Origin of the sequence: Streptomyces sp. NPDC059255 (assembly GCF_042752355.1) — a bacterium.
GTDB lineage: Bacteria > Actinomycetota > Actinomycetes > Streptomycetales > Streptomycetaceae > Streptomyces.
Genome location: NZ_JBHYZP010000002.1, coordinates 142739 through 162815, shown reverse-complemented (window position 1 = coordinate 162815; position 20077 = coordinate 142739). Strand labels below are relative to the sequence as shown.

The window sequence follows — 20077 nt, the reverse complement described above, 5'->3', positions numbered from 1 at the left end:
CGCAGGATGGGGAGGCCCGATCTGTACCGACCCGCGAGACCGCCCGTAGTGGAGCACATGAACCGCCGCACCGTCCCGAGCATCCTGTCCCGGCTGCCGGTCGACCCGTACGTCCTGGCCCTTCTCGCGACCGTCGGCCTCGCCGCGCTCCTCCCGGTCTCCGGCACCGCCGCGACCTTCGCGGGCGGCGCCTCGACCGGCGCGGTGGGCCTGCTGTTCTTCCTCTACGGGGCGCGGCTCTCCACCCGCGAGGTGGCCGACGGGCTACGGCACTGGCGGCTCCACGTGACCGTCCTCGCCTGTACGTTCGTCCTCTTCCCGCTGCTGGGACTGGCGGCCCGGGGGCTGGTGCCGTTCGTCCTCACCCCGCAGCTCTACAGCGGGCTGCTCTTCCTCTGCCTGGTGCCGTCGACGGTCCAGTCGTCCATCGCCTTCACGTCCATCGCCCGGGGCAACGTGCCCGCCGCGATCTGCGCGGGCTCCTTCTCCAGCCTCGTCGGCATCGTCGTCACCCCGCTCCTGGCCGCGCTGCTGATCGGCGGCGGCACGGCCGGCTTCTCCGCCGACTCCCTGTTCAAGATCGTCGCCCAGCTCCTGCTGCCGTTCCTGGCGGGCCAACTGCTGCGCCGCTGGGTGGCCGGCTTCCTCACCCGGCACAGGAAGGTGCTGGGCCTGGTGGACCGGGGCTCGGTGCTGCTGGTCGTCTACACCGCGTTCAGCGAGGGGATGGTGACGGGCATCTGGCACCAGGTGACCCCGGCGCGGCTCGGGGCGCTGCTGGCCGTGGAGGCGGTGCTGCTCGCGGCGATGCTGGCGGCGAGCTGGTACGGGGCGAAGCGGCTCGGCTTCGTTCGGGAGGACCGCGTCGCCATACAGTTCGCCGGCTCGAAGAAGAGCCTGGCGGCGGGGCTGCCGATGGCGACCGTACTCTTCGGGGCGCACGCGAGCCTGGCGGTGCTGCCGCTGATGCTCTTCCACCAGATGCAGCTCATGGTCTGCGCGGTCCTGGCGAAGCGCCGCGCCGACGATCCGGAGTCACCGGACGGGGAACCGCTCGCCGCAGGACCCATTTCTGGACCTGTCGCCCGGACCCGTTTCCCCACCACGGTCGGCGAGTGAGCCGAGCACGGTCAACCGTCGACGGCGACATGAAGCGCCCCGGAGGCGAACCGAGCCCTCAAGAAAGAGGGGAACCCGGCCGACGCAGGGGGCGCTCCCCGCCGGCCGGGTCCCTTCCCGTGCGGCGGGGGAGGGTCGCACCCCGGTGCGGTCATACGCCGGTGTGCAGTGCGATCCGTTCGTCTCCCGCGTACACGTTCATGGAGGGGCCGCGGAGGAAGCCGACGAGGGTGAGCCCCGTTTCGGCGGCCAGGTCCACGGCGAGCGACGACGGTGCGGAGACCGCCGCCAGTACGGGGATGCCCGCCATGACGGCTTTCTGCGCCAGTTCGAAGGAGGCGCGTCCGGAGACCAGGAGGATGACCCGGGAGAGCGGCAGGAGGTCCTCGCGCAGGGCGCGGCCGACGAGTTTGTCGACGGCGTTGTGGCGGCCGACGTCCTCACGGATGTCGAGCAGTTCGCCGTCCTCGGAGAAGAGGGCCGCGGCGTGGAGCCCCCCGGTCCGGTCGAAGACCGCCTGCGCCGCCCGCAGCCGGTCGGGGAGGCCGGCGAGCAGGGCGGGTTCGACCCGGACCGGGGGAGTGTCGTGGATGGGGAAGCGCGCGGTCGTGCGGACGGCGTCGAGGCTGGCCTTGCCGCACAGCCCGCACGAGGAGGTGGTGTAGACGTTGCGTTCGAGGGTGATGTCGGGGACGGGGACGCCGGGGGCGAGCTGGACGTCGACGACGTTGTAGGTGTTGGTGCCGTCGGCCTGCGCGCCCGCGCAGTAGACGATGGACCGGACGTCGGAGGCGGCGGCGAGTACGCCTTCGCTGACGAGGAAGCCGGCAGCGAGCGCGAAGTCGTCGCCGGGGGTGCGCATGGTGATGGCGAGGGGTTTGCCGTTGAGGCGGATCTCCAGGGGTTCCTCCGCGACCAGGGTGTCGGGGCGGGCGGTGACGATCCCGTCCCGGATCCGGATGGTGCGGCGGCGCTCGGTGACCCGTCCCATGGTGATCAGTCCTACTCGTTGCTCGTCGAGATGTCGGCCCGTTCAGCGCTGCTGTACGTGCTGGAAGCCGAAGCGGCCTTTGATGCAGAGGTTGCCGTGTGTCACGGGGTTGTCGTGCGGTGACGTGACCTTCACGATCTCATTGTCCTGTACGTGGAGCGTCAGGTTGCAGCCGACGCCGCAGTAGGCGCAGATCGTGGTGGTCTCGGTCTGTGCCGTCTCGTTCCAGGTACCCGCGGCGCGCATGTCGAACTCGGATTTGAAGCTGAGGGCTCCGGTGGGGCAGACCTCGATGCAGTTGCCGCAGTAGACGCAGGCGGAGTCGGTGAGCGGCGCGTCGTGTTCGGTGGAGATCCGGGCGTCGAAGCCGCGGCCGGCGACGGAGATCGCGAAGGTGTTCTGCCATTGTTCGCCGCACGCGTCGACGCACTTGTAGCACTGGATGCACTTGTCGTAGTCGCGGACGTAGAGATCGTTGTCGATCTTGGGTTCCTCGTCGAGCCGCGCCGCGTCCGGGCCGAAGCGGGCCGGCTTCGCCTCGTACTCCTTGATCCACTCGGCGGCCCTCGGCGTGGTCGAGAGGTCCGTGGCCGAGGCGAGGAGTTCGAGGACGATCTTTCTGCTGTGCCGGGCGCGCTCGCTGTCCGTGACGACGGTCATGCCCGGTTCGGCGCGGCGGGAGCAGGCGGGGGCGAGCGTCCGGGCGCCCTCGACCTCGACCACGCAGACGCGGCACGCGTTCTTCGGGGTGAGGGTGTCGCCTTCGCAGAGGGTCGGGATGTCCTTGCCGGCGGCGCGGCAGGCGTCCAGGATCGTGGCGCCCTCGGGCACTCTGGTCTCCTGGCCGTCGAGGGTGAACTCGACCAGCCGGCGCGGTGGCTGGAGCGGTATCGCGGTCACAGAGCGCTCTCCGTCTCGTGGGCAGCCTCGTGGGCGGTCTCATGGGCGGTGTCGTAGACACCCAGTCGGTCGATGGCGGATTCGACGGCGTTCCAGGCGGTCTGCCCGAGTCCGCAGATGGAGGCGTCCTTCATGGCCCGGCCGACCTCGCGCAGCAGCGCGATGTCGCCGGCCGCCGCGGCGCCCGTACGGTCGGCGATCCGGTGCAGGGCCTCCTCCTGGCGGACGGTGCCGATCCGGCAGGGCACGCACTGTCCGCAGGACTCGTCGCGGAAGAACTCGGCGATGCGCAGCAGCATGCGGGGCAGTTCGACGGTGTCGTCCAGGACGAGGACGACCCCGGAGCCGAGTGTGGTGCCGGCGGCGCGGGTGCCTTCGAAGGTGAGCGGGATGTCGCGTTCGTCGGGGCGTACGAAGCCGCCGGCGGCGCCGCCGAGCAGGATGGCGCGTACGGTGTCCGGCGCCTCGGCGAGGTCGAGGAGTTCGCCGAGGGTGGCGCCGAAGGGGAGTTCGTAGATGCCGGGGCGGCCGACGTTCCCGGAGACGCAGAAGAGTTTGGGGCCGGTGGATCCGGCGGTGCCGGTCGCCGCGTACGCCTGGGCGCCGCCGGTGAGGATGGGCAGCACGTTGATCAGGGTCTCGACGTTGTTCTCGGCGGTCGGCTTGCCGAACAGGCCCTGTTCCACGGGGAAGGGCGGTTTGGAGCGCGGCTCGCCCCGGTAGCCCTCGATGGAGTTGAACAGGGCGGTCTCCTCACCGCAGATGTACGCTCCGGCGCCGCGGCGGATCTCGATGTCGAACGCGTAGCCCTGGCCGAGGATGTCGTCGCCGAGCAGTCCGCGGGCACGCGCCCGGTCGATGGCGTGCTGGAGCAGGCGCAGGGCGCGCGGGTACTCGCCGCGCAGGTAGAGGAAGCCGCGGTGCGCGCCGACCGCGTATCCGGCGATGGTCATCGCCTCGACGAGGGAGTACGGGTCGCCCTCCATGACCACCCGGTCCTTGAAGGTGCCGGGTTCGGACTCGTCGGCGTTGCAGACCAGGTAGTGCGGGTGGGCGGGCTGGGCGGCGGTGGCCTGCCACTTGCGCCCGGTGGGGAACGCGGCGCCGCCCCGGCCGACCAGACCGGAGTCGGTCACCTCGCGGATCACTCCGGCGGGCCCGAGGTCGAAGGCCCGGCGCAGCGCGGCGTAGCCGCCGTGGGCGCGGTAGTCGTCGAGGCTGTACGGGTCGACGACGCCGACGCGGCGCAGCAGGGTGAGTCCGGGCTGCCCGGCCTGCGGTACGGCGCTCGCGGCGCCGGGTTCGGCGGGGGCCGCGAGGGGTTCGGCCGCGGCGCGCACCAGGGCGTCGGCGGTGGCGGGCGCGACGACGGCGGTGGCGTACGGGCGGGCCGGCGGGTCCTGCGCGGCGGCGCTCCCGGCCGGGGCGCCCGCCTGGACGAGGAGCGCGGCGGGGGCCCGTTCGCACAGGCCGAGACAGGGACTGGGCTGCCAGACGAGCCCTCCGGCGGAGGTGCCCTCGGCGGATGCGCCTCCGGCGGCTGTGCTCGCGGCGCCTGTGCCCCCGGTGGCCGCGCCGCCGCTGTCCGCCGTGCCGCCGCCCGCGGTCGCGTCGCCCGCCGAATCCTGGGCCGCGGTGCCGTCCCCGGCCGCGCCAGCGCCCGCCGTGCCGGCGCCCGCCGTGCCGGCGCCCGCCGTACCGCCGCCCGCCGGGGCGCCCACCGGTGTGCCCGCCGGGCCGAGGCGTCGCTCCAGCTCGGCGCGGAGGCCGGTGGCGCCGCGGCTCGCGCAGGCCAGGTCGGTGCAGACGTGCAGCACCTTCGCGGGGCGTGGCCGGACGGCGAACATCGCGTAGAACGTGGCGACGCCGTATGCCTCGGCCGGGGGTACGGTCAGCCGCCGGCAGAGGTAGTCCAGGGCGCCCTCGCTGATCCAGCCGACCCGGTCGTTGACCGCGTGCAGCCCCGGCAGCAGCAGATCGCGCCGCTCGCGCGCCTCCCGGCCGCCGCGGGCCCAGCGCAGGTCCGTGTCCGTACGGTCGTCCGCGCCCTCCCAGGCGGAGCCGGGCGGGCCGAGGAGGGCGTCGACCGCCGCCCGTTCCTCGTCGGTCGGTTTGCTGTCACCGAAGCGCAGATCCACCTGTTCAGCTCCTTGTCGGGACGGACGGGAGGGGCGGGACGGAGGGGAGGGGCAGCTTCTCGATCCGGATCGCGGACGCCTTGAACTCGGCGGTGCCCGCGATCGGGCAGTTGGCCTCGATGGTGAGCTGGTTGGTGTCCACCTCGTCCGGGAAGTGCATGGTCATGAAGGCCAGCCCCGGCCGCAGCCCCGGGTCGATCCAGACCGGCGCCTGTACGGTGCCGCGCCGGGAGCTGACCCGTACCTCCTCGCCGGCGCTCACCCCGTACCGCTCGGCGTCCTCCGGGCACAGCTCCACGTACTCGCCCCGGCGCAGCGGGGAGGCGAAACTCCCGCTCTGCACACCGGTGTTGTACGAGTCGAGCCGGCGTCCCGTGGTGAGCCTGATCGGGTAGCGGTCGTCGGTCAGGTCGACCGGCGGGTCGTGCCGGACGAGGCCGAAGGGGGCCCGCCTGCCACGCCGTTCCGGGTCGTTCTCCCACAACCGGCCGTGCAGGAAGGTGGGTTCGAGCCGTTCGGTGTCGGGGCACGGCCACTGGATGCCCTGGTGCTCCGCCAGCCGTTCGTAGGTCATGCCGTAGTGGTCGGGGGAGACCGACCGCAGCTCGTTCCAGACCGACTCGGCGTCCGCGTACTTCCAGGCGTGGCCGAGGCGGCCCGCGAGGTCGCAGATGATGTCGATGTCCTCGCGCGCCTCACCGGGCGGTTCCACGGCCTTGCGGACGCGCTGCACCCGGCGTTCGCTGTTGGTGGTGGTGCCGTCGGTCTCGGCCCACGCGGCGGTGGCGGGCAGCACCACGTCGGCGAGTTCGGCGGTCTTCGTGAGGAAGATGTCCTGCACCACGAGGCAGTCGAGCCGCCGCATCCGCTCCACGGCCTGTTCGCTGTCGGCCTCCGACTGGGCGGGGTTCTCACCGATGCAGTAGACCGCCTTGAGCCCACCGGTCTCCATCGCCTCGAACATGTCGGTCAGGTTGAGCCCGTAGCGCGGCTGGATGACGGTGTCCCACGCGGTCTCGAACTTCCGCCGTACGTCCGGCTCCAGGATGTCCTGGAAGCCCGGCAGCCGGTTCGGGATGGCGCCCATGTCGCCGCCGCCCTGCACGTTGTTCTGGCCGCGCAGCGGCTGCACCCCGGAGCCGTACCGTCCGACGTGGCCGGTGAGCAGCGCGAGGTTGATCAGCGCGCGTACGTTGTCGGTGCCGTTGTGGTGCTCGGTGATGCCCAGGGTCCAGCAGAGCTGGGCGCGTTCGGCGCGGGCGTAGGCGTGGGCGAGGCCCCTGATCGCCTCGGCGGGCACCCCGGTCACCTGTTCCGCCGCCGCGAGGGTCCAGGGCTCGACCTCGGCCGCGTACGCCTCGAACCCGGACGTCGCGCGCTCGATGAACGACGCGTTGTGCAGCCCCGCGTGGATGATCTCGCGGCCGACGGCGTGGGCCATCGGGATGTCCGTGCCGACGTTCAGCCCCAGCCAGCTCTCGGCCCACTCGGCGGTGGAGGTGCGGCGCGGGTCGACGGCGTACATCCGCGCGCCGTTCCTGATGCCGCGCAGGACGTGCTGGAAGAAGATGGGGTGCGCGAAGCGGGCGTTGGAGCCCCACATCACGACCAGGTCCGTGTGGTCGACCTCGCCGTACGAGGAGGTCCCGCCGCCGGAGCCGAAGACGGCGGAGAGCCCGGCGACGCTCGGCGCGTGGCAGGTCCGGTTGCAGGAGTCCACGTTGTTGGTGCCCATCACCACCCGGGCGAACTTCTGCGCCACATAGTTCATCTCGTTGGTGGCGCGGGCGCAGGAGAACATCCCGAACGCGCCGCGCGCGGCGCCGAGTCCCTCGGCCGCCCGGTCCAGCGCCTCGTCCCAGGTCGCCCGGCGCAGGGGGCCGCCCTTGGTGTCCCGCACCATCGGATGCGTGATGCGGGCGTATGTCTTCGGCGTTCGGTCTCGCTTCTTCACGCTGCGCTCTCCTCGGAGTGAGGGCCGGCCGTCGTACGCAAGGTCATTGCATACAGTATTCTGTAGGCGGGTGCGCAACGGAAGCCCTGTGGAAGGGATTCGGCCACGCACCCGCCGAATCAGGCGGTGAAGTCGCCCGTCGGCGGGGGCAGGCGGCGGTGCCGCGCACCCCCTCCGGATCAGGCGGCGGCGCCGCGGGCCAGCAGATCGGAGATCGCGCCCACCGTGCGGAGCGTCGGGACGTCCACCCTGGTGATCTCCGCGAGCTCCACGACGGCGGCGAGCAGGACGTCCAGCTCCAGCGGTTTGCCCTTCTCCAGGTCCTGGAGCGTGGAGGTCCGGTGGTCGCCGACCCGCTCCGCGCCCGCGAGGCGCCGCTCGACGGAGATGGCGGGGTGGCAGCCCAGCGCCGCCGCGACCCGCAGGGACTCCGTCATCATCAGCTCGATGACCTCGCGGGTGGAGCGGTGCAGACACATCTCCCGCATGGTGGCGCGGGTCAGTGCGCTGATCGGGTTGAAGGAGATGTTGCCGAGGAGCTTGATCCAGATGTCCTCGCGCAGCTCGGGCTCGACCGGGCACTTGAGGCCGCCCGTCCGCATGGCCTCGCTGAATTCCAGACAGCGCGCCGAGACCGAGCGGTCCGGCTCGCCGATCGAGAACCGGGTCCCTTCGAGATGCCGGACCACGCCGGGCCCCGCCAGCTCCGTGGCCGCGTATACCACGCACCCGATCGCACGCCCGGGCGGCAGGACCGCGCTGACCGAGCCGGCGGGGTCGACGCTCTCGACCCGCCGGCCGTCGTACGGACCCCCGTGGCCGTGGAAGTACCACCAGGGGATGCCGTTCTGGGCGGCGACGACCGCCGTGCGCTCCTGGAGCAGCGGCGTCACCAGCGGCCCGCACGCCGCGTAGGAGTTCGCCTTCAGGCCCAGGAACACGTAGTCGACCGGACCTATGCCGTCCGGCCGGTCGGTGGCGTGCACCCGTGCGGTGAAATCCCCGCGCGGGCTGCGCACCCGGACTCCGTACTGCCTCATGGCCGCCAGATGCGGTCCACGGGCGATGAGATGGACATCGGCGCCGGCCCGGTGCAGGGCGGCTCCGACGTAGGCGCCGATCGCTCCGGCGCCGACGACTGCGACTTTCACGGTGAGGCTCTCCGTTCGGTTGAGGGGACCGAGGGAAGGCGTGTGCCTGCCGACTGCACGGTCGGCGATATATTGTCTACAGTATGGAGTTCTGGCCGACAAGGCTCCTGTGCGGTATGCGGTCGACAAACTCCCCCGCTGAAAGATCTTCCCAACAGGGCATCCGGGTTCCTAGAGTCCGGACCATGACCCCACCAATCGCGCCCGTCGGCTGGAGCCGCTGGCTGGTGCCCCCCGCCGCGCTGTCGGTGCACCTCTCGATCGGCCAGGCCTACGCCTGGAGCGTGTTCAAGCCCCCGCTCGAATCCGCGCTCGGTCTCTCCGGCACCCAGAGCGCCCTCCCGTTCCAACTGGGCATCGTGATGCTCGGTCTGTCGGCCGCCTTCGGGGGCACCCTCGTCGAACGCAACGGGCCGCGCTGGGCGATGACCGTCGCCCTGTGCTGCTTCTCGTCCGGCTTCCTGATCGCCGCGCTCGGCGCCGCCACCGAACAGTTCTGGCTGATCGTCCTCGGCTACGGGTTCGTCGGGGGGATCGGCCTCGGCATCGGCTACATCTCCCCGGTCTCCACCCTGATCAAGTGGTTCCCCGACCGGCCCGGCATGGCCACCGGCATCGCCATCATGGGCTTCGGCGGCGGTGCGCTCATCGCCTCGCCGTGGTCCGCGCAGATGCTGAAGTCGTACGGCACGGGTTCGGAGGGCATCGCGTACGCCTTCCTGACGCACGGCCTGGTGTACGCCGCCTTCATGACCCTCGGCGTGCTGCTGGTCCGCGTACCCCCGCCCGGCTACCGGCAGAAGGCGCCGGAGAGCGCGGACGGGAAGGCGCCTCAGGCGGCCGCGGGCTCCCTGATCTCCACCGCGCAGGTCTCCGCGAAATCCGCCGTGCGCACCCCGCAGTTCTGGTGCCTGTGGCTCGTCCTGTGCATGAACGTGACGGCGGGCATCGGGATCCTGGAGAAGGCCGCCCCGATGATCACCGACTTCTTCGCGGAGACGTCGACGCCCGTCTCCGTCTCGGCCGCCGCCGGGTTCGTCGCGCTGCTCTCCGCGGCCAACATGGCGGGCCGGATCGGCTGGTCCTCCACCTCGGACCTGATCGGCCGGAAGAACATCTACCGCGTCTACCTCGGCGTCGGCGCCGTCATGTACCTGCTCATCGCGCAGTTCGGCGACTCCTCCAAGCCGCTCTTCATCATCTGCGCGCTGGTGATCCTCTCCTTCTACGGAGGCGGCTTCGCCACCATCCCGGCCTATCTCAAGGACCTGTTCGGCACGTACCAGGTGGGCGCGATCCACGGCCGCCTGCTCACCGCGTGGTCCACCGCCGGCGTCCTCGGCCCGCTCATCGTCAACTGGGTCGCCGACAGCCAGGAGGAGGCGGGCAGGAGCGGCGCCGGGCTCTACGGGCTCTCCTTCACGATCATGATCGGTCTGCTCGTCGTCGGCTTCGTCGCCAACGAACTCGTCAAGCCCGTCCACCCCCGTCACCACGTCCCCGCCCCGAGGGAGGCAGCCGATGACCAGCTCGCAGGCGAACAGCGCCAGCACTCCTGAATCCGGCCGTACCGGTCTGATCGTCTTCGCCTGGCTTTGGGTGGGGATCCCCCTCGCGTACGGTGTGTACGAACTGTTCCTGAAGGCCGCCCAGCTTTTCACCGGATGAGGCGGAGTCTCCAAGCCGCGCGGTGGAATCCTGTTGATTCCCCTGCACCCTTACCGGTGAGTCGCTGACGAGACTGGAGCATTCCTGTACGTCGACGAAGAGGGGGTCCGGGACATGACCGGAACTCGTATCGCCGCGCTGGGGCACTATCAGCCCGCCAAAGTGCTCACCAACCACGACCTGGCGGCGATGGTCGACACCAGTGACGAATGGATCACGAGCCGGGTCGGGATCAAGACCCGGCACGTGGCGGGTCCCGAGGAGCCGGTGGACGAGCTGGCCGCGTACGCGGGCGCCAAGGCGCTCGCCGCGGCCGGTCTCGACCCGGCCGACATCGACATGGTGCTGGTCGCCACCTCCACGGCGATCGACCGGTCGCCGAACACCGCCGCGCGGGTCGCCGCCCGGCTCTCCATGGGGGCACCGGCCGTCATGGACCTGAACGTGGTGTGCGCGGGCTTCACCCACGCCCTCGCCACCGCCGACCACGCGGTACGAGCGGGCTCCGCCTCGCGGGTGCTGGTCATCGGCGCGGACAAGATGGCCGCGATCGCCGACTGGACGGACCGCTCCACGTGTGTCCTGCTCGGTGACGGCGCGGGCGCGGCCGTGGTCGTGGCGACCGAGGACGGCGAGGAGCCGGGGATCGGCCCGGTGCTCTGGGGCTCGGTGCCCGAGATGGGACACGCCGTACGGATCGAGGGCACCCCGCCGATCTTCGCGCAGGAGGGTCAGTCCGTCTACCGCTGGGCGACCACCCAGCTCCCGCCGATCGCCCGCAAGGTCTGCGAGCGGGCCGGTGTGGCTCCCGAGGAGCTGGCCGCCGTCGTGCTGCACCAGGCGAACCTGCGGATCATCGAGCCGGTCGCCCAGAAGATCGGCGCGGTCAACGCGGTCATCGCCCGGGATGTCGTGGAATCGGGCAACACGTCCGCCGCCTCGATCCCGATGGCGCTCTCCAAGCTCGTGGCGCGCGGCGAGGTCCCGTCCGGGGCTCCCGCACTGCTCTTCGGCTTCGGCGGCAACCTCTCCTACGCGGGTCAGGTCATCCGCTGCCCATGAACCCGGCGGATCTCGGTAGACTGTAGACGATAGCCAATGTGGTGATGCCCTCACATGTACGGTGCGGGCACTCCGCCAACGGCTGTCGCCAACCGTCATCGACACTGCCGGCCAGGAGGGGGATCGCGATGCTGTCCGCGAAGTTGGCGCAAGGATCCGTGCCCAGGCTCGAAAGACCGGGTCCACTGCGGGAGCGCGTCTACGAGGCCCTGCTCGAACTGATCACGACCCGCGCGCTCCAGCCGGGCCAGCATCTCGTCGAGAGCGAACTCGCGGGCCATCTCGGGGTGTCGAGGCAGCCGGTGCGCGAGGCGCTCCAGCGCCTCAACACCGAGGGCTGGGTCGATCTGCGCCCGGCGCAGGGCGCGTTCGTCCACGAACCGACCGAGGAGGAGGCCGACCAGCTCCTCTCGGTCCGTACGCTGCTGGAGGCGGACGCCGCCCGGCTCGCCGCCGCCAACTCCGGCACGGCCGGGATCGCCGCGCTGGAGGAGCTGTGCGCCCAGGGGGAGCGCGCCGTGGCCGACGACGACGTGGACCTGGCGGTCGCCACCAACGCCGCCTTCCACGCCAAGGTGATGGAACTGGCGGGCAACCTCGTCCTGGCCGAGCTGGCCGCACAGGTGGACCGCCGGGTCCGCTGGTACTACACACCGGTCGCCCGGCAGCGCGGCAGGCAGTCCTGGATCGAGCACCGCGAGCTGATAGCGGCGATCTCGGCACGGGACGAAGGGCGCGCCACCGAGATCATGAAGGCACACACGGAGCACACGCGCACCACGTACCACCAGCGCGAACGCACCTCCTGACCCCCGGCTGAACCGTGGGGCGCTCCCTGGCCGCCCCCGGTCCTGCCTGCCCCCGGCCGTCACGCGGAATCCGCGTGACGGCCGTTCGTGTTCTCCGGATCCGCCTGGTGGTCCGTCCCAGGCTTTGTCCTCGGTGTGGAGAAAGTTGATACCGATTCCTGCGCAACTTCTTCCCACCGTGGGCAAGCGCTGCTACGTTCCCTCGAAAGCGCGACGCACGGGTTCACCGAAGGGCCCGGTCGCACACACCGACGTACACCGATATATACGGCCGAGAAGGCGGGGAGGGGCGCGTGAGACGCATGACGGCACGACCCGCAAACGCTCACCAGGCGCGACTGCTCCGGCTGCTCCGCGACGGTGGACCCAACTCCCGTGCCCAGCTCGGGGATCAGGTCGACCTCTCCCGCTCCAAGCTCGCGGTCGAGGTGGACCGGCTGCTGGAGACCGGTCTCGTGGTGGCCGACGGGCTCGCCGCCTCGCGCGGCGGCCGGCGTTCCCACAACATCCGGCTGGCGCCCCGTATGCGCTTCCTCGGTGTCGACATCGGCGCCACCTCCATCGACGTCGCCGTCACCAACGCCGAGCTGGAGGTCCTGGGCCATCTCAACCACCCGATGGACGTCCGCGAAGGCCCCGTCGCCGTCTTCGAGCAGGTCCTCGTCATGGCCGCCAAGCTCAAGGTCACCGGGCTGGCCGAGGAGTTCGACGGCGCGGGGATAGGGGTGCCGGGCCCGGTGCGCTTCCCCGAGGGCGTGCCGGTCGCGCCGCCGATCATGCCCGGCTGGGACGGCTTCCCCGTACGGGAGGCGCTCAGCCAGGAGCTGGGCTGCCCGGTCATGGTCGACAACGACGTGAACCTGATGGCGATGGGCGAGCAGCACGCGGGCGTCGCGCGCTCCGTCGGCGACTTCCTCTGCGTCAAGATCGGTACGGGCATCGGCTGCGGCATCGTCGTCGCCGGTGATGTCTACCGGGGCACGACCGGCAGCGCCGGCGACATCGGCCACATCCAGGTCGAGAAGGACGGGCGTCCCTGCGCCTGCGGCAACAAGGGCTGCCTGGAGGCGTACTTCAGCGGCGCCGCGCTCGCCCGGGACGCGGAGGACGCGGCCCGCACCGGCCGCTCACCCGAACTGGCCGCCCGGCTGGCCGAGTCCGGGGGACCGCTCACCGCCGTGGACGTCGCCGCCGCCGCGGCGGCGGGAGACCCGGCCGCGCTCGAACTCATCCGGACCGGCGGCAACCACGTCGGCCAGGTCATCGCCGGCCTCGTCAGCTTCTTCAACCCCGGTCTCGTGGTGATCGGCGGCGGGGTGACCGGCCTCGGCCACACCCTGCTGGCCAGCGTACGGACTCAGGTCTACCGGCAGTCCCTGCCGCTGGCCACCGGCAATCTCCCCATCGTCCTGGGCGAGTTGGGCCCGACCGCCGGGGTCACCGGCGCGGCCCGGCTCATCAGCGACCACCTGTTCTCACCGGCCTGACGCCGGTGCAGCACCACTGATCCACCCCGCACCACCCGTACCACCACCGCACCATCCGCACCACCCGTATCTACAGGGGCCCAGGTCCCACCGGAAGTACCGCGCCACCCGCGCCACCGCGCGACTCGTACCACCCGTACCACCCGCACCACCGCGTGATCCGTACCCACCGGTACGAGCCGCACCACGTACGACACACCGCACACCGCTCCGCAGGAGCGGTGAAACACACCGCACACCGCACCTCGCACGAGCCGCACCACTCGACACTCGCACGAGCCGCGCCGTATCCGTACCCCGCACCCTGCCCGTGGGCCGCCGTGTCCCGCCGGCAGGCCGCTATCCGCCGAGGGGATTCGCCATGGCACCACCTCCACCACCGACCCCGCTGCTCACCATGTCCGGCATCACCAAGACGTTCCCAGGAGTCCGCGCCCTCGACGGTGTGGACCTGGAGGTCGAGGCCGGTGAGGTGCACTGTCTGCTCGGCCAGAACGGCGCCGGCAAGTCCACCCTCATCAAGACGCTCGCCGGGGCCCACCAGCCCGACGGCGGTGTGATCACCTGGCAGGGCGAGACGGTCACCCTCAAGTCGCCCATCGCCGCCATGCGGCTCGGCATCGCCACCATCTACCAGGAACTCGACCTGGTGGAAGGGCTGTCGGTCGCCGAGAACATCTTCCTCGGGCACGAGCCGACCACCGCCGGGTTCGTGGTCAGGGGCCGTGAGGCGCGGACCAGGGCGACCGCTCTGCTGGCCCGTCTCGGCCACCCCGAGATCCAGGCCACCCGCGCCGTCGGCTCGCTCTCCGCCGCCCAGCAGCAGATCGTCTCGATGGCCCGCGCCCTCTCCCACGACGTACGGCTCATCGTGATGGACGAGCCGTCCGCGGCCCTCGACCCCGACGAGGTCGACAACCTCTTCCGCATCGTCGCCACCCTCACCGCCGACGGTGTCGCCGTCATCTACATCTCCCACCGGCTGGAGGAGATCCGGCGCATCGGCGACCGGGTCACTGTGATCAAGGACGGGCGCACCGTCGCCGTCGCGCTGCCGGCCAAGGAGACCCCGACCCGTGAGGTCGTCGCGCTGATGACCGGGCGGAACGTCGAGTACGTCTTCCCCGAGCGGCCCGGGGACTCCGGTGAGGAGACCGGCGCCGCGCGCCCCGAACCCGTACTGCGCGTCGAAGGGCTCGCCAGGGAAGGGGAGTTCGCCCCGGTCGACCTCGAACTGCGGCCCGGCGAGATCGTCGGGCTCGCCGGGCTCGTCGGCTCCGGGCGCTCCGAGATCCTGGAGACGATCTACGGGGCGCGCAAGCCGAGCGCCGGCCGGGTGCTGGTCGACGGGGTGCCGCTGCGACCTGGCAGTGTGCGCGCCGCCGTCCGCGCGGGGCTGGGCCTCGCGCCCGAGGAGCGCAAGGCCCAGGGCCTGCTGCTGCTCGAATCCGTCACCCGCAACGTGTCGGTGTCCTCGCTGGGCCGCTTCTCCCGGGGCGGCTGGCTCGACCACACCGCCGAGCGCACCGCCGCACAGGCCGCCACCAGGGAACTCTCGCTGCGTCCCGACAACCCGGACGCCCGTATCCGTACCCTCTCCGGCGGCAATCAGCAGAAGGCGGTCCTCGCGCGCTGGCTGCTGCGCGGCTGCCGGGTGCTGCTGCTCGACGAACCGACCCGCGGTGTGGACGTGGGCGCCCGCGCCGAGCTCTACGCCGTGATCCGCCGGCTGGCCGACGAAGGCCTGGCCGTACTGCTCGTCTCCAGCGAGGTCCCCGAGGTCCTGGGCCTCGCGGACCGGGTGCTCGTGCTCCGGGAGGGCCAGGTCGTCCACCGGGCGCCGGCCCAGGAGCTGGACGAGCACCGTGTACTCGATCTTGTGATGGAAGGGAGTCCGACGCCATGACACAGCCCGCCTCCGAGGAACGGCGGGGCGGGCCCGAAGACGCCCCCGCGTCCGGGCCTCCCACTTCGCTCGCCAAGCCGGCGGCATCGGCCGCTCCGGCCGACGCCGGGCACACCACCAAGGCCGCCCAGGGCGCCAAGTCGCCCCAGGGTGGCGGCGGTTGGCGCGACCTCGGGATGCGTCTCGATGTCCGTAACCTCTCCCTGCTCGGGGTGCTCGCCGCGCTGATCGTGGTCGGCGGCATCACCAAGCCGGACCAGTTCCTCGACACCAACAACCTTCAGCTGGTGCTGACCCAGGCGTCGGTCATCGGTGTGGTCACCGTCGGCATGACCTTCGTGATCACCAGCGGCGGCATCGACCTGTCGGTCGGCGCGATCGTCGCCCTCGCCTCGGTGTGGGCCACGACCCTGGCCACCCAGGAGTACGGATTCGCCGGGATCCTCTTCACGGCGGTCCTCGTCGGACTCGGCTGCGGCCTGGTGAACGGGGTGCTGATCGCGTACGGCGGGATGGTGCCGTTCATCGCGACCCTCGCGATGCTCGCCTCCGCCCGGGGGCTCGCGCTCCAGATCACCGACGGCAAGACCCAGATCGTCACCGTGAACTCGGTCCTCGACCTCGGCGTCCCGGACTCGTACCTCCTGGGGATACCGCCGCTCGTCCTGGTCTTCGCCCTGGTCACCGTCATCGGCTGGCTGATCCTGAACCGTACGACCTTCGGCCGGCGCACCGTCGCCGTCGGCGGCAACGCCGAGGCCGCCCGGCTCGCCGGGATCGACGTACGCAGGCAGCGGCTCTACCTCTACCTCCTGTCCGGGCTGTGCTGCGGGATCGCGGCCTTCCTGCTGATCATCCTGGCGGGCTCGGGACAGAACACCAACGGAAACCTCTACGAGCTGGACGCCATCGCCGCGGCGATCATCGGCGGCACACTGCTCAGCGGGGGCCGAGGCACCATCGTCGGCTCCGTCCTCGGGGTCCTCGTCTTCACCACGATCACCAACATCTTCGCTCTGAACAACCTCCAGAGCGACGTCCAGCAGATCGCCAAGGGCGCCATCATCGTCGCCGCCGTACTGGTCCAGCGCCGCACCGCGCGCAACGGCGAGGCCTGACCTCCCGCCTCGCACCCGCTTCCTGTTGTCGTACTGCCCTATCCGAAGGGTTGAACCGCCATGCCAGAAACCAGCCGCAGAGGACTGCTGTTCGGCACCGCCGCGATCTCCGCCGGTGCCCTCCTCACCGCCTGTACCAGCAACGAGCCCGCCGCGAGCAAGGAGACGGCCGCCGACACCGCGCCCGCCGCCGACGACAAGCCGGGCAAGCCCCTGACCATCGGCTTCGCGGGGCCCCAGGCCGACCACGGCTGGCTCAACGCGATCAACGAGCAGGCCAAGGCGCGCGCCAAGAAGTACTCGGAGATCACGCTCGACATCACCGAGGGCTCCAACGACATCGCCGCGCAGATCGGCCAGGTCGAGACGCTCATCAACAAGAAGGTCGACGTCCTGGTGATCCTGCCGGCCGACGGCAAGGCGCTCACCCAGGTCGGCCTGAAGGCCATGCGCGCCGGGATCCCGGTCATCAACCTCGACCGGATCTTCTCCAACCCGCAGGCGTACCGCGCCTACATCGGCGGCGACAACTACGGCATGGGCGTCAGCGCCGGCAACTACATCGGCCAGCGGCTCAAGGACAAGCCGAACGCCAAGGTCATCGAGCTGGCCGGGGTCGACGGCCTGGAGCTGACCCAGCAGCGCACCCAGGGGTTCGACGACGCGCTGAAGAACTACCCGAACATCAAGAAGGTCGCCCGCCAGGCGGCCGAGTTCACCGTCGAGTCCGGCCAGGCGAAGATGGCGCAGCTCCTCCAGGCGCAGTCCTCCTTCGACGCGCTGTGGAACCACGACGACGACCAGGGCGTGGGCGCGCTGCGCGCCATCCAGCAGGCGGGCCGCAAGGACTTCCTGATGGTCGGCGGCGCCGGGGCCAAGTCGGCGATGGACGCCATCAAGGCCGACAACAGTGTGCTCAAGGCCACCGTCCTCTACCCGCCGACGATGGCCGCCTCCGCCATCGACCTGGCCCGCGCCCTGGGCAACGCCAAGGGCATCAGCGGCATGGCGGAGCTGGAGATCCCCGCCTCGGTCACCCTCTACTCGGCCGTGGTCGACAAGGACAACGTCGACCAGTACCTGCCCACCGGCTTCAACTAGTCCAGGGCCTGGAGCGGACCCGCCCGTGCCGGAAGGGGCACGGGCGGCACCAGGGTCTGTCGTCCGGATCCGGCCGGATCAGGGAGCGACCGCCGCGTCAGCGGCTGATGTCACCGCGGGCCCGTGAGCCCGGCAAGATCCGGACGACAGGCCCCAGGCCACCCCCCACCGAGCGAGAGACGAGGAGTACTCCGTATGACCTCCAGTGAAGCGGCGGAGCAAGCAGCCGGTGCACCGCCGACACTCGGCGTCGGCATGGTCGGATACGCGTTCATGGGAGCCGCCCACTCGCAGGGGTGGCGCACCGCGGGACACGTCTTCGACCTGCCGATGCGGCCCGTGCTCGCCGCGATCTGCGGCCGGGACCGGGACGGTGTCCGGGCCGCCGCCGAAAAACACGGCTGGGCCGCCGCCGAAACGGAGTGGCGGGAGCTGATCGCGCGCGACGATGTGCAGGTGGTCGACATCTGCACGCCCGGGGACAGCCACGCGGAGATCGCGATCGCCGCGCTGGAGGCGGGCAAGCACGTCCTGTGCGAGAAGCCCCTCGCCAACTCGGTGGCCGAGGCCGAGGCGATGGTCAGGGCGGCGCGGGCCGCGCGCTCCCGCGGCCAGCTCGCCATGGTCGGCTTCAACTACCGCCGGGTGCCGGCCGTCTCGTACGCCCGGCAGCTCATCGAGGAGGGCCGGCTCGGCACCCTGCGCCATGTGCGCATCACGTACCTCCAGGACTGGCTGGCCGATCCGGCGGCCCCGCTGACCTGGCGGCTCAAGCGCGAGCACGCCGGGTCGGGGGCGCTGGGCGACCTGGGCGCGCACATCGTCGATCTGGCGCAGTTCCTGACGGGGGAGCCGCTGGTGGGGGTCTCGGCGCTCACCGAGACCTTCGTCAAGGAGCGGCCGGTGCTCAGCGGCGCCACCGCCGGCCTGTCCGGGGCGGGCGGTGCCGAGACCGGCGCCGTGACCGTCGACGACGCCGCGGTGTTCACCGGGCGGCTGGCCTCGGGCGCGCTGGCCTCCTTCGAGGCGAGCCGGATGGCCTCGGGTCGCAAGAACGCGCTCCACCTGGAGATCAACGGCGAACTCGGCTCGCTCGCCTTCGATCTGGAGCGGCTGAACGAGCTGTCGTTCCACGACCACACCGAGCCCGCGCCCTCGTCCGGCTTCCGCCGAATCCTGGTCACGGAGCCGGAGCATCCCTATCTGGAGGGGTGGTGGCCGCCGGGCCACGGGCTGGGGTACGAGCACACGTTCGTGCACGAGGTGCGCGACCTGGTCGAGGCGGTGGCCGCCGGGCGCGATCCGGTGCCGTCCTTCGAGGACGGGCTCCAGGTGCAGCGGGTGCTCGCCGCGGTGGAGGACAGCGCGGCGAAGAACGCGGTGTACACCCCCGTGCCGCAGGGGCACGACGCGTCGCCGGCCGAGGAGCCCGCGGCGCAGCAGCTTTCCTAGAGACTCCGGTAATTCCTAGAAGGAGGTCCGAATGCCACGTCCGTTCACGCTCTTCACCGGCCAGTGGGCCGATCTGCCCCTGGAGGAGGTGTGCCGGCTCGCCCGTGACTTCGGTTACGACGGGCTCGAACTCGCCTGCTGGGGCGATCACTTCGAGGTGGACAAGGCCCTCGCCGACCCGGGTTACCTGGCCGGCCGCCACCAGCTCCTCGACAAGTACGGGCTGAAGTGCTGGGCGATCTCCAACCATCTCGTCGGCCAGGCCGTCTGCGACAACCCGATCGACGAGCGCCACCAGGGCATCCTGCCGTCCCGGATCTGGGGCGACGGCGAGCCCGAGGGCGTCAGGCGGCGCGCCGCCGCCGAGATCCAGGACACCGCCCGGGCGGCGGCCGCCTTCGGCGTGGACACGGTCGTCGGCTTCACCGGCTCGTCGATCTGGCACCTCGTCGCGATGTTCCCGCCCGTGCCGCCCGGCATGATCGAGCGGGGGTACGAGGACTTCGCGGAGCGGTGGAACCCGATCCTGGACGTCTTCGACGCCGAGGGGGTCCGCTTCGCGCACGAGGTCCACCCGAGCGAGATCGCGTACGACTACTGGACCACGCGCGAGGCGCTGAAGGCGGTGGACCACCGTCCCGCGTTCGGGCTGAACTTCGACCCGAGCCACTTCGTCTGGCAGGACCTCGACCCGGTCAACTTCCTCTACGACTTCCGCGACCGGATCTACCACGTCGACTGCAAGGAGGCGCGCAAGCGTCTCGACGGCCGCAACGGGCGCCTCGGCTCCCATCTGCCCTGGGGCGACCCGCGGCGCGGCTGGGACTTCGTCTCGGCGGGACACGGCGACGTGCCCTGGGAGGACGTCTTCCGGATGCTGCGGTCGATCGGCTACGAGGGCCCCGTCTCCGTCGAGTGGGAGGACGCGGGCATGGACCGGCTGGCCGGGGCGCCCGAGGCCCTCGCCGGTCTCAAGCGCTTCGACTTCGACCCGCCGAGCGCGTCGTTCGACGCCGCGTTCGGGGGCGGGGAGTAGACGGAGCAGGCCGAGCAGGCCGAGCAGGCCGAGCAGGCCGAGTCGGGCCTTCCGGACCACGGGGCCAGGTGGTACAGGGCACCTGGCCCCCACGTACACGGCCCGGCGGCGTTCCGCGCCGCCGGGCGGTCCGGGCTGCTCAAGGGCCGCTTTGTCCAGAAACTGGAAGAAGTTCAACTTCACCC

16 protein-coding genes are annotated in these 20077 nt (G+C 71.3%); 11 read left to right on the top strand and 5 right to left on the bottom strand.

Translation table 11 applies throughout. The annotated features are described in order from the left end of the window. The first annotated feature begins 57 nt into the window (after positions 1 to 57). Positions 58 to 1119, top strand: a complete 1062-nt coding sequence (locus ACFXKG_RS04420) for a bile acid:sodium symporter family protein (protein ID WP_384832151.1) — start codon at positions 58 to 60, stop codon at positions 1117 to 1119. A 151-nt stretch (positions 1120 to 1270) separates the two neighbouring features. Here ACFXKG_RS04420 and fdhD read toward each other — a convergent pair whose 3' ends face one another. The 5 genes from fdhD to ACFXKG_RS04395 form a co-directional block, all read right to left on the bottom strand. After that, positions 1271 to 2110, bottom strand: a complete 840-nt coding sequence (gene fdhD / locus ACFXKG_RS04415) for a formate dehydrogenase accessory sulfurtransferase FdhD (protein ID WP_384832148.1) — start codon at positions 2108 to 2110, stop codon at positions 1271 to 1273. 42 nt (positions 2111 to 2152) lie between these two features. Then, on the bottom strand, positions 2153 to 3010 hold the full coding sequence (locus ACFXKG_RS04410) for a 2Fe-2S iron-sulfur cluster-binding protein (RefSeq protein ID WP_365808907.1): 858 nt from the start codon (positions 3008 to 3010) through the stop codon (positions 2153 to 2155). Beyond that, positions 3007 to 5148, bottom strand: a complete 2142-nt coding sequence (locus tag ACFXKG_RS04405) for an NADH-ubiquinone oxidoreductase-F iron-sulfur binding region domain-containing protein (protein ID WP_384832145.1) — start codon at positions 5146 to 5148, stop codon at positions 3007 to 3009. Before ACFXKG_RS04405 ends, ACFXKG_RS04410 begins: the two co-directional genes overlap by 4 nt. A 4-nt stretch (positions 5149 to 5152) precedes the next feature. Continuing rightward, positions 5153 to 7102 carry a molybdopterin oxidoreductase family protein gene (locus ACFXKG_RS04400; RefSeq protein ID WP_384832142.1) on the bottom strand — a complete coding sequence of 650 codons (1950 nt, stop codon included), beginning with the start codon at positions 7100 to 7102 and terminating at the stop codon, positions 5153 to 5155. A 179-nt stretch (positions 7103 to 7281) separates the two neighbouring features. Further along, positions 7282 to 8253 (bottom strand): 2-dehydropantoate 2-reductase, encoded by a 972-nt coding sequence (locus ACFXKG_RS04395; protein WP_384832139.1) that lies wholly within the window; start codon positions 8251 to 8253, stop codon positions 7282 to 7284. Between the two features lie 185 nt (positions 8254 to 8438). Between ACFXKG_RS04395 and ACFXKG_RS04390 the strand changes: the two genes are divergently transcribed. From ACFXKG_RS04390 to ACFXKG_RS04345, 10 genes are all read left to right on the top strand, one after another. Continuing rightward, positions 8439 to 9812, top strand: a complete 1374-nt coding sequence (locus ACFXKG_RS04390) for an OFA family MFS transporter (protein ID WP_384832136.1) — start codon at positions 8439 to 8441, stop codon at positions 9810 to 9812. Next, positions 9775 to 9921 (top strand): hypothetical protein, encoded by a 147-nt coding sequence (locus ACFXKG_RS04385; protein WP_384832133.1) that lies wholly within the window; start codon positions 9775 to 9777, stop codon positions 9919 to 9921. The genes ACFXKG_RS04390 and ACFXKG_RS04385 overlap by 38 nt, the downstream gene beginning before the upstream one ends. 114 nt (positions 9922 to 10035) lie before the next feature. Further along, on the top strand, positions 10036 to 10983 hold the full coding sequence (locus tag ACFXKG_RS04380) for a beta-ketoacyl-ACP synthase III (protein ID WP_384832130.1): 948 nt from the start codon (positions 10036 to 10038) through the stop codon (positions 10981 to 10983). A 128-nt stretch (positions 10984 to 11111) separates the two neighbouring features. Then, complete coding sequence (locus ACFXKG_RS04375) at positions 11112 to 11792, top strand: GntR family transcriptional regulator (RefSeq protein ID WP_384832127.1); 681 nt, start codon at positions 11112 to 11114, stop codon at positions 11790 to 11792. A 302-nt stretch (positions 11793 to 12094) separates the two neighbouring features. Continuing rightward, the gene (locus ACFXKG_RS04370; protein ID WP_384832125.1) at positions 12095 to 13279 is read left to right on the top strand and encodes an ROK family protein; all 1185 of its coding nucleotides are present in this window, start codon (positions 12095 to 12097) and stop codon (positions 13277 to 13279) included. Between the two features lie 361 nt (positions 13280 to 13640). Next, positions 13641 to 15185 (top strand): sugar ABC transporter ATP-binding protein, encoded by a 1545-nt coding sequence (locus ACFXKG_RS04365; protein WP_384832122.1) that lies wholly within the window; start codon positions 13641 to 13643, stop codon positions 15183 to 15185. Beyond that, positions 15182 to 16303, top strand: a complete 1122-nt coding sequence (locus ACFXKG_RS04360; protein WP_384832119.1) for an ABC transporter permease — start codon at positions 15182 to 15184, stop codon at positions 16301 to 16303. Before ACFXKG_RS04365 ends, ACFXKG_RS04360 begins: the two co-directional genes overlap by 4 nt. A 60-nt stretch (positions 16304 to 16363) precedes the next feature. After that, complete coding sequence (locus ACFXKG_RS04355) at positions 16364 to 17404, top strand: substrate-binding domain-containing protein (protein WP_384832116.1); 1041 nt, start codon at positions 16364 to 16366, stop codon at positions 17402 to 17404. A gap of 195 nt (positions 17405 to 17599) precedes the next feature. After that, positions 17600 to 18856: a Gfo/Idh/MocA family protein gene (locus ACFXKG_RS04350; RefSeq protein ID WP_384832113.1), complete on the top strand. Its 1257-nt coding sequence runs from the start codon at positions 17600 to 17602 to the stop codon at positions 18854 to 18856. Between the two features lie 31 nt (positions 18857 to 18887). Next, on the top strand, positions 18888 to 19892 hold the full coding sequence (locus tag ACFXKG_RS04345; protein WP_384832110.1) for a sugar phosphate isomerase/epimerase family protein: 1005 nt from the start codon (positions 18888 to 18890) through the stop codon (positions 19890 to 19892). Positions 19893 to 20077 lie beyond the last annotated feature (185 nt).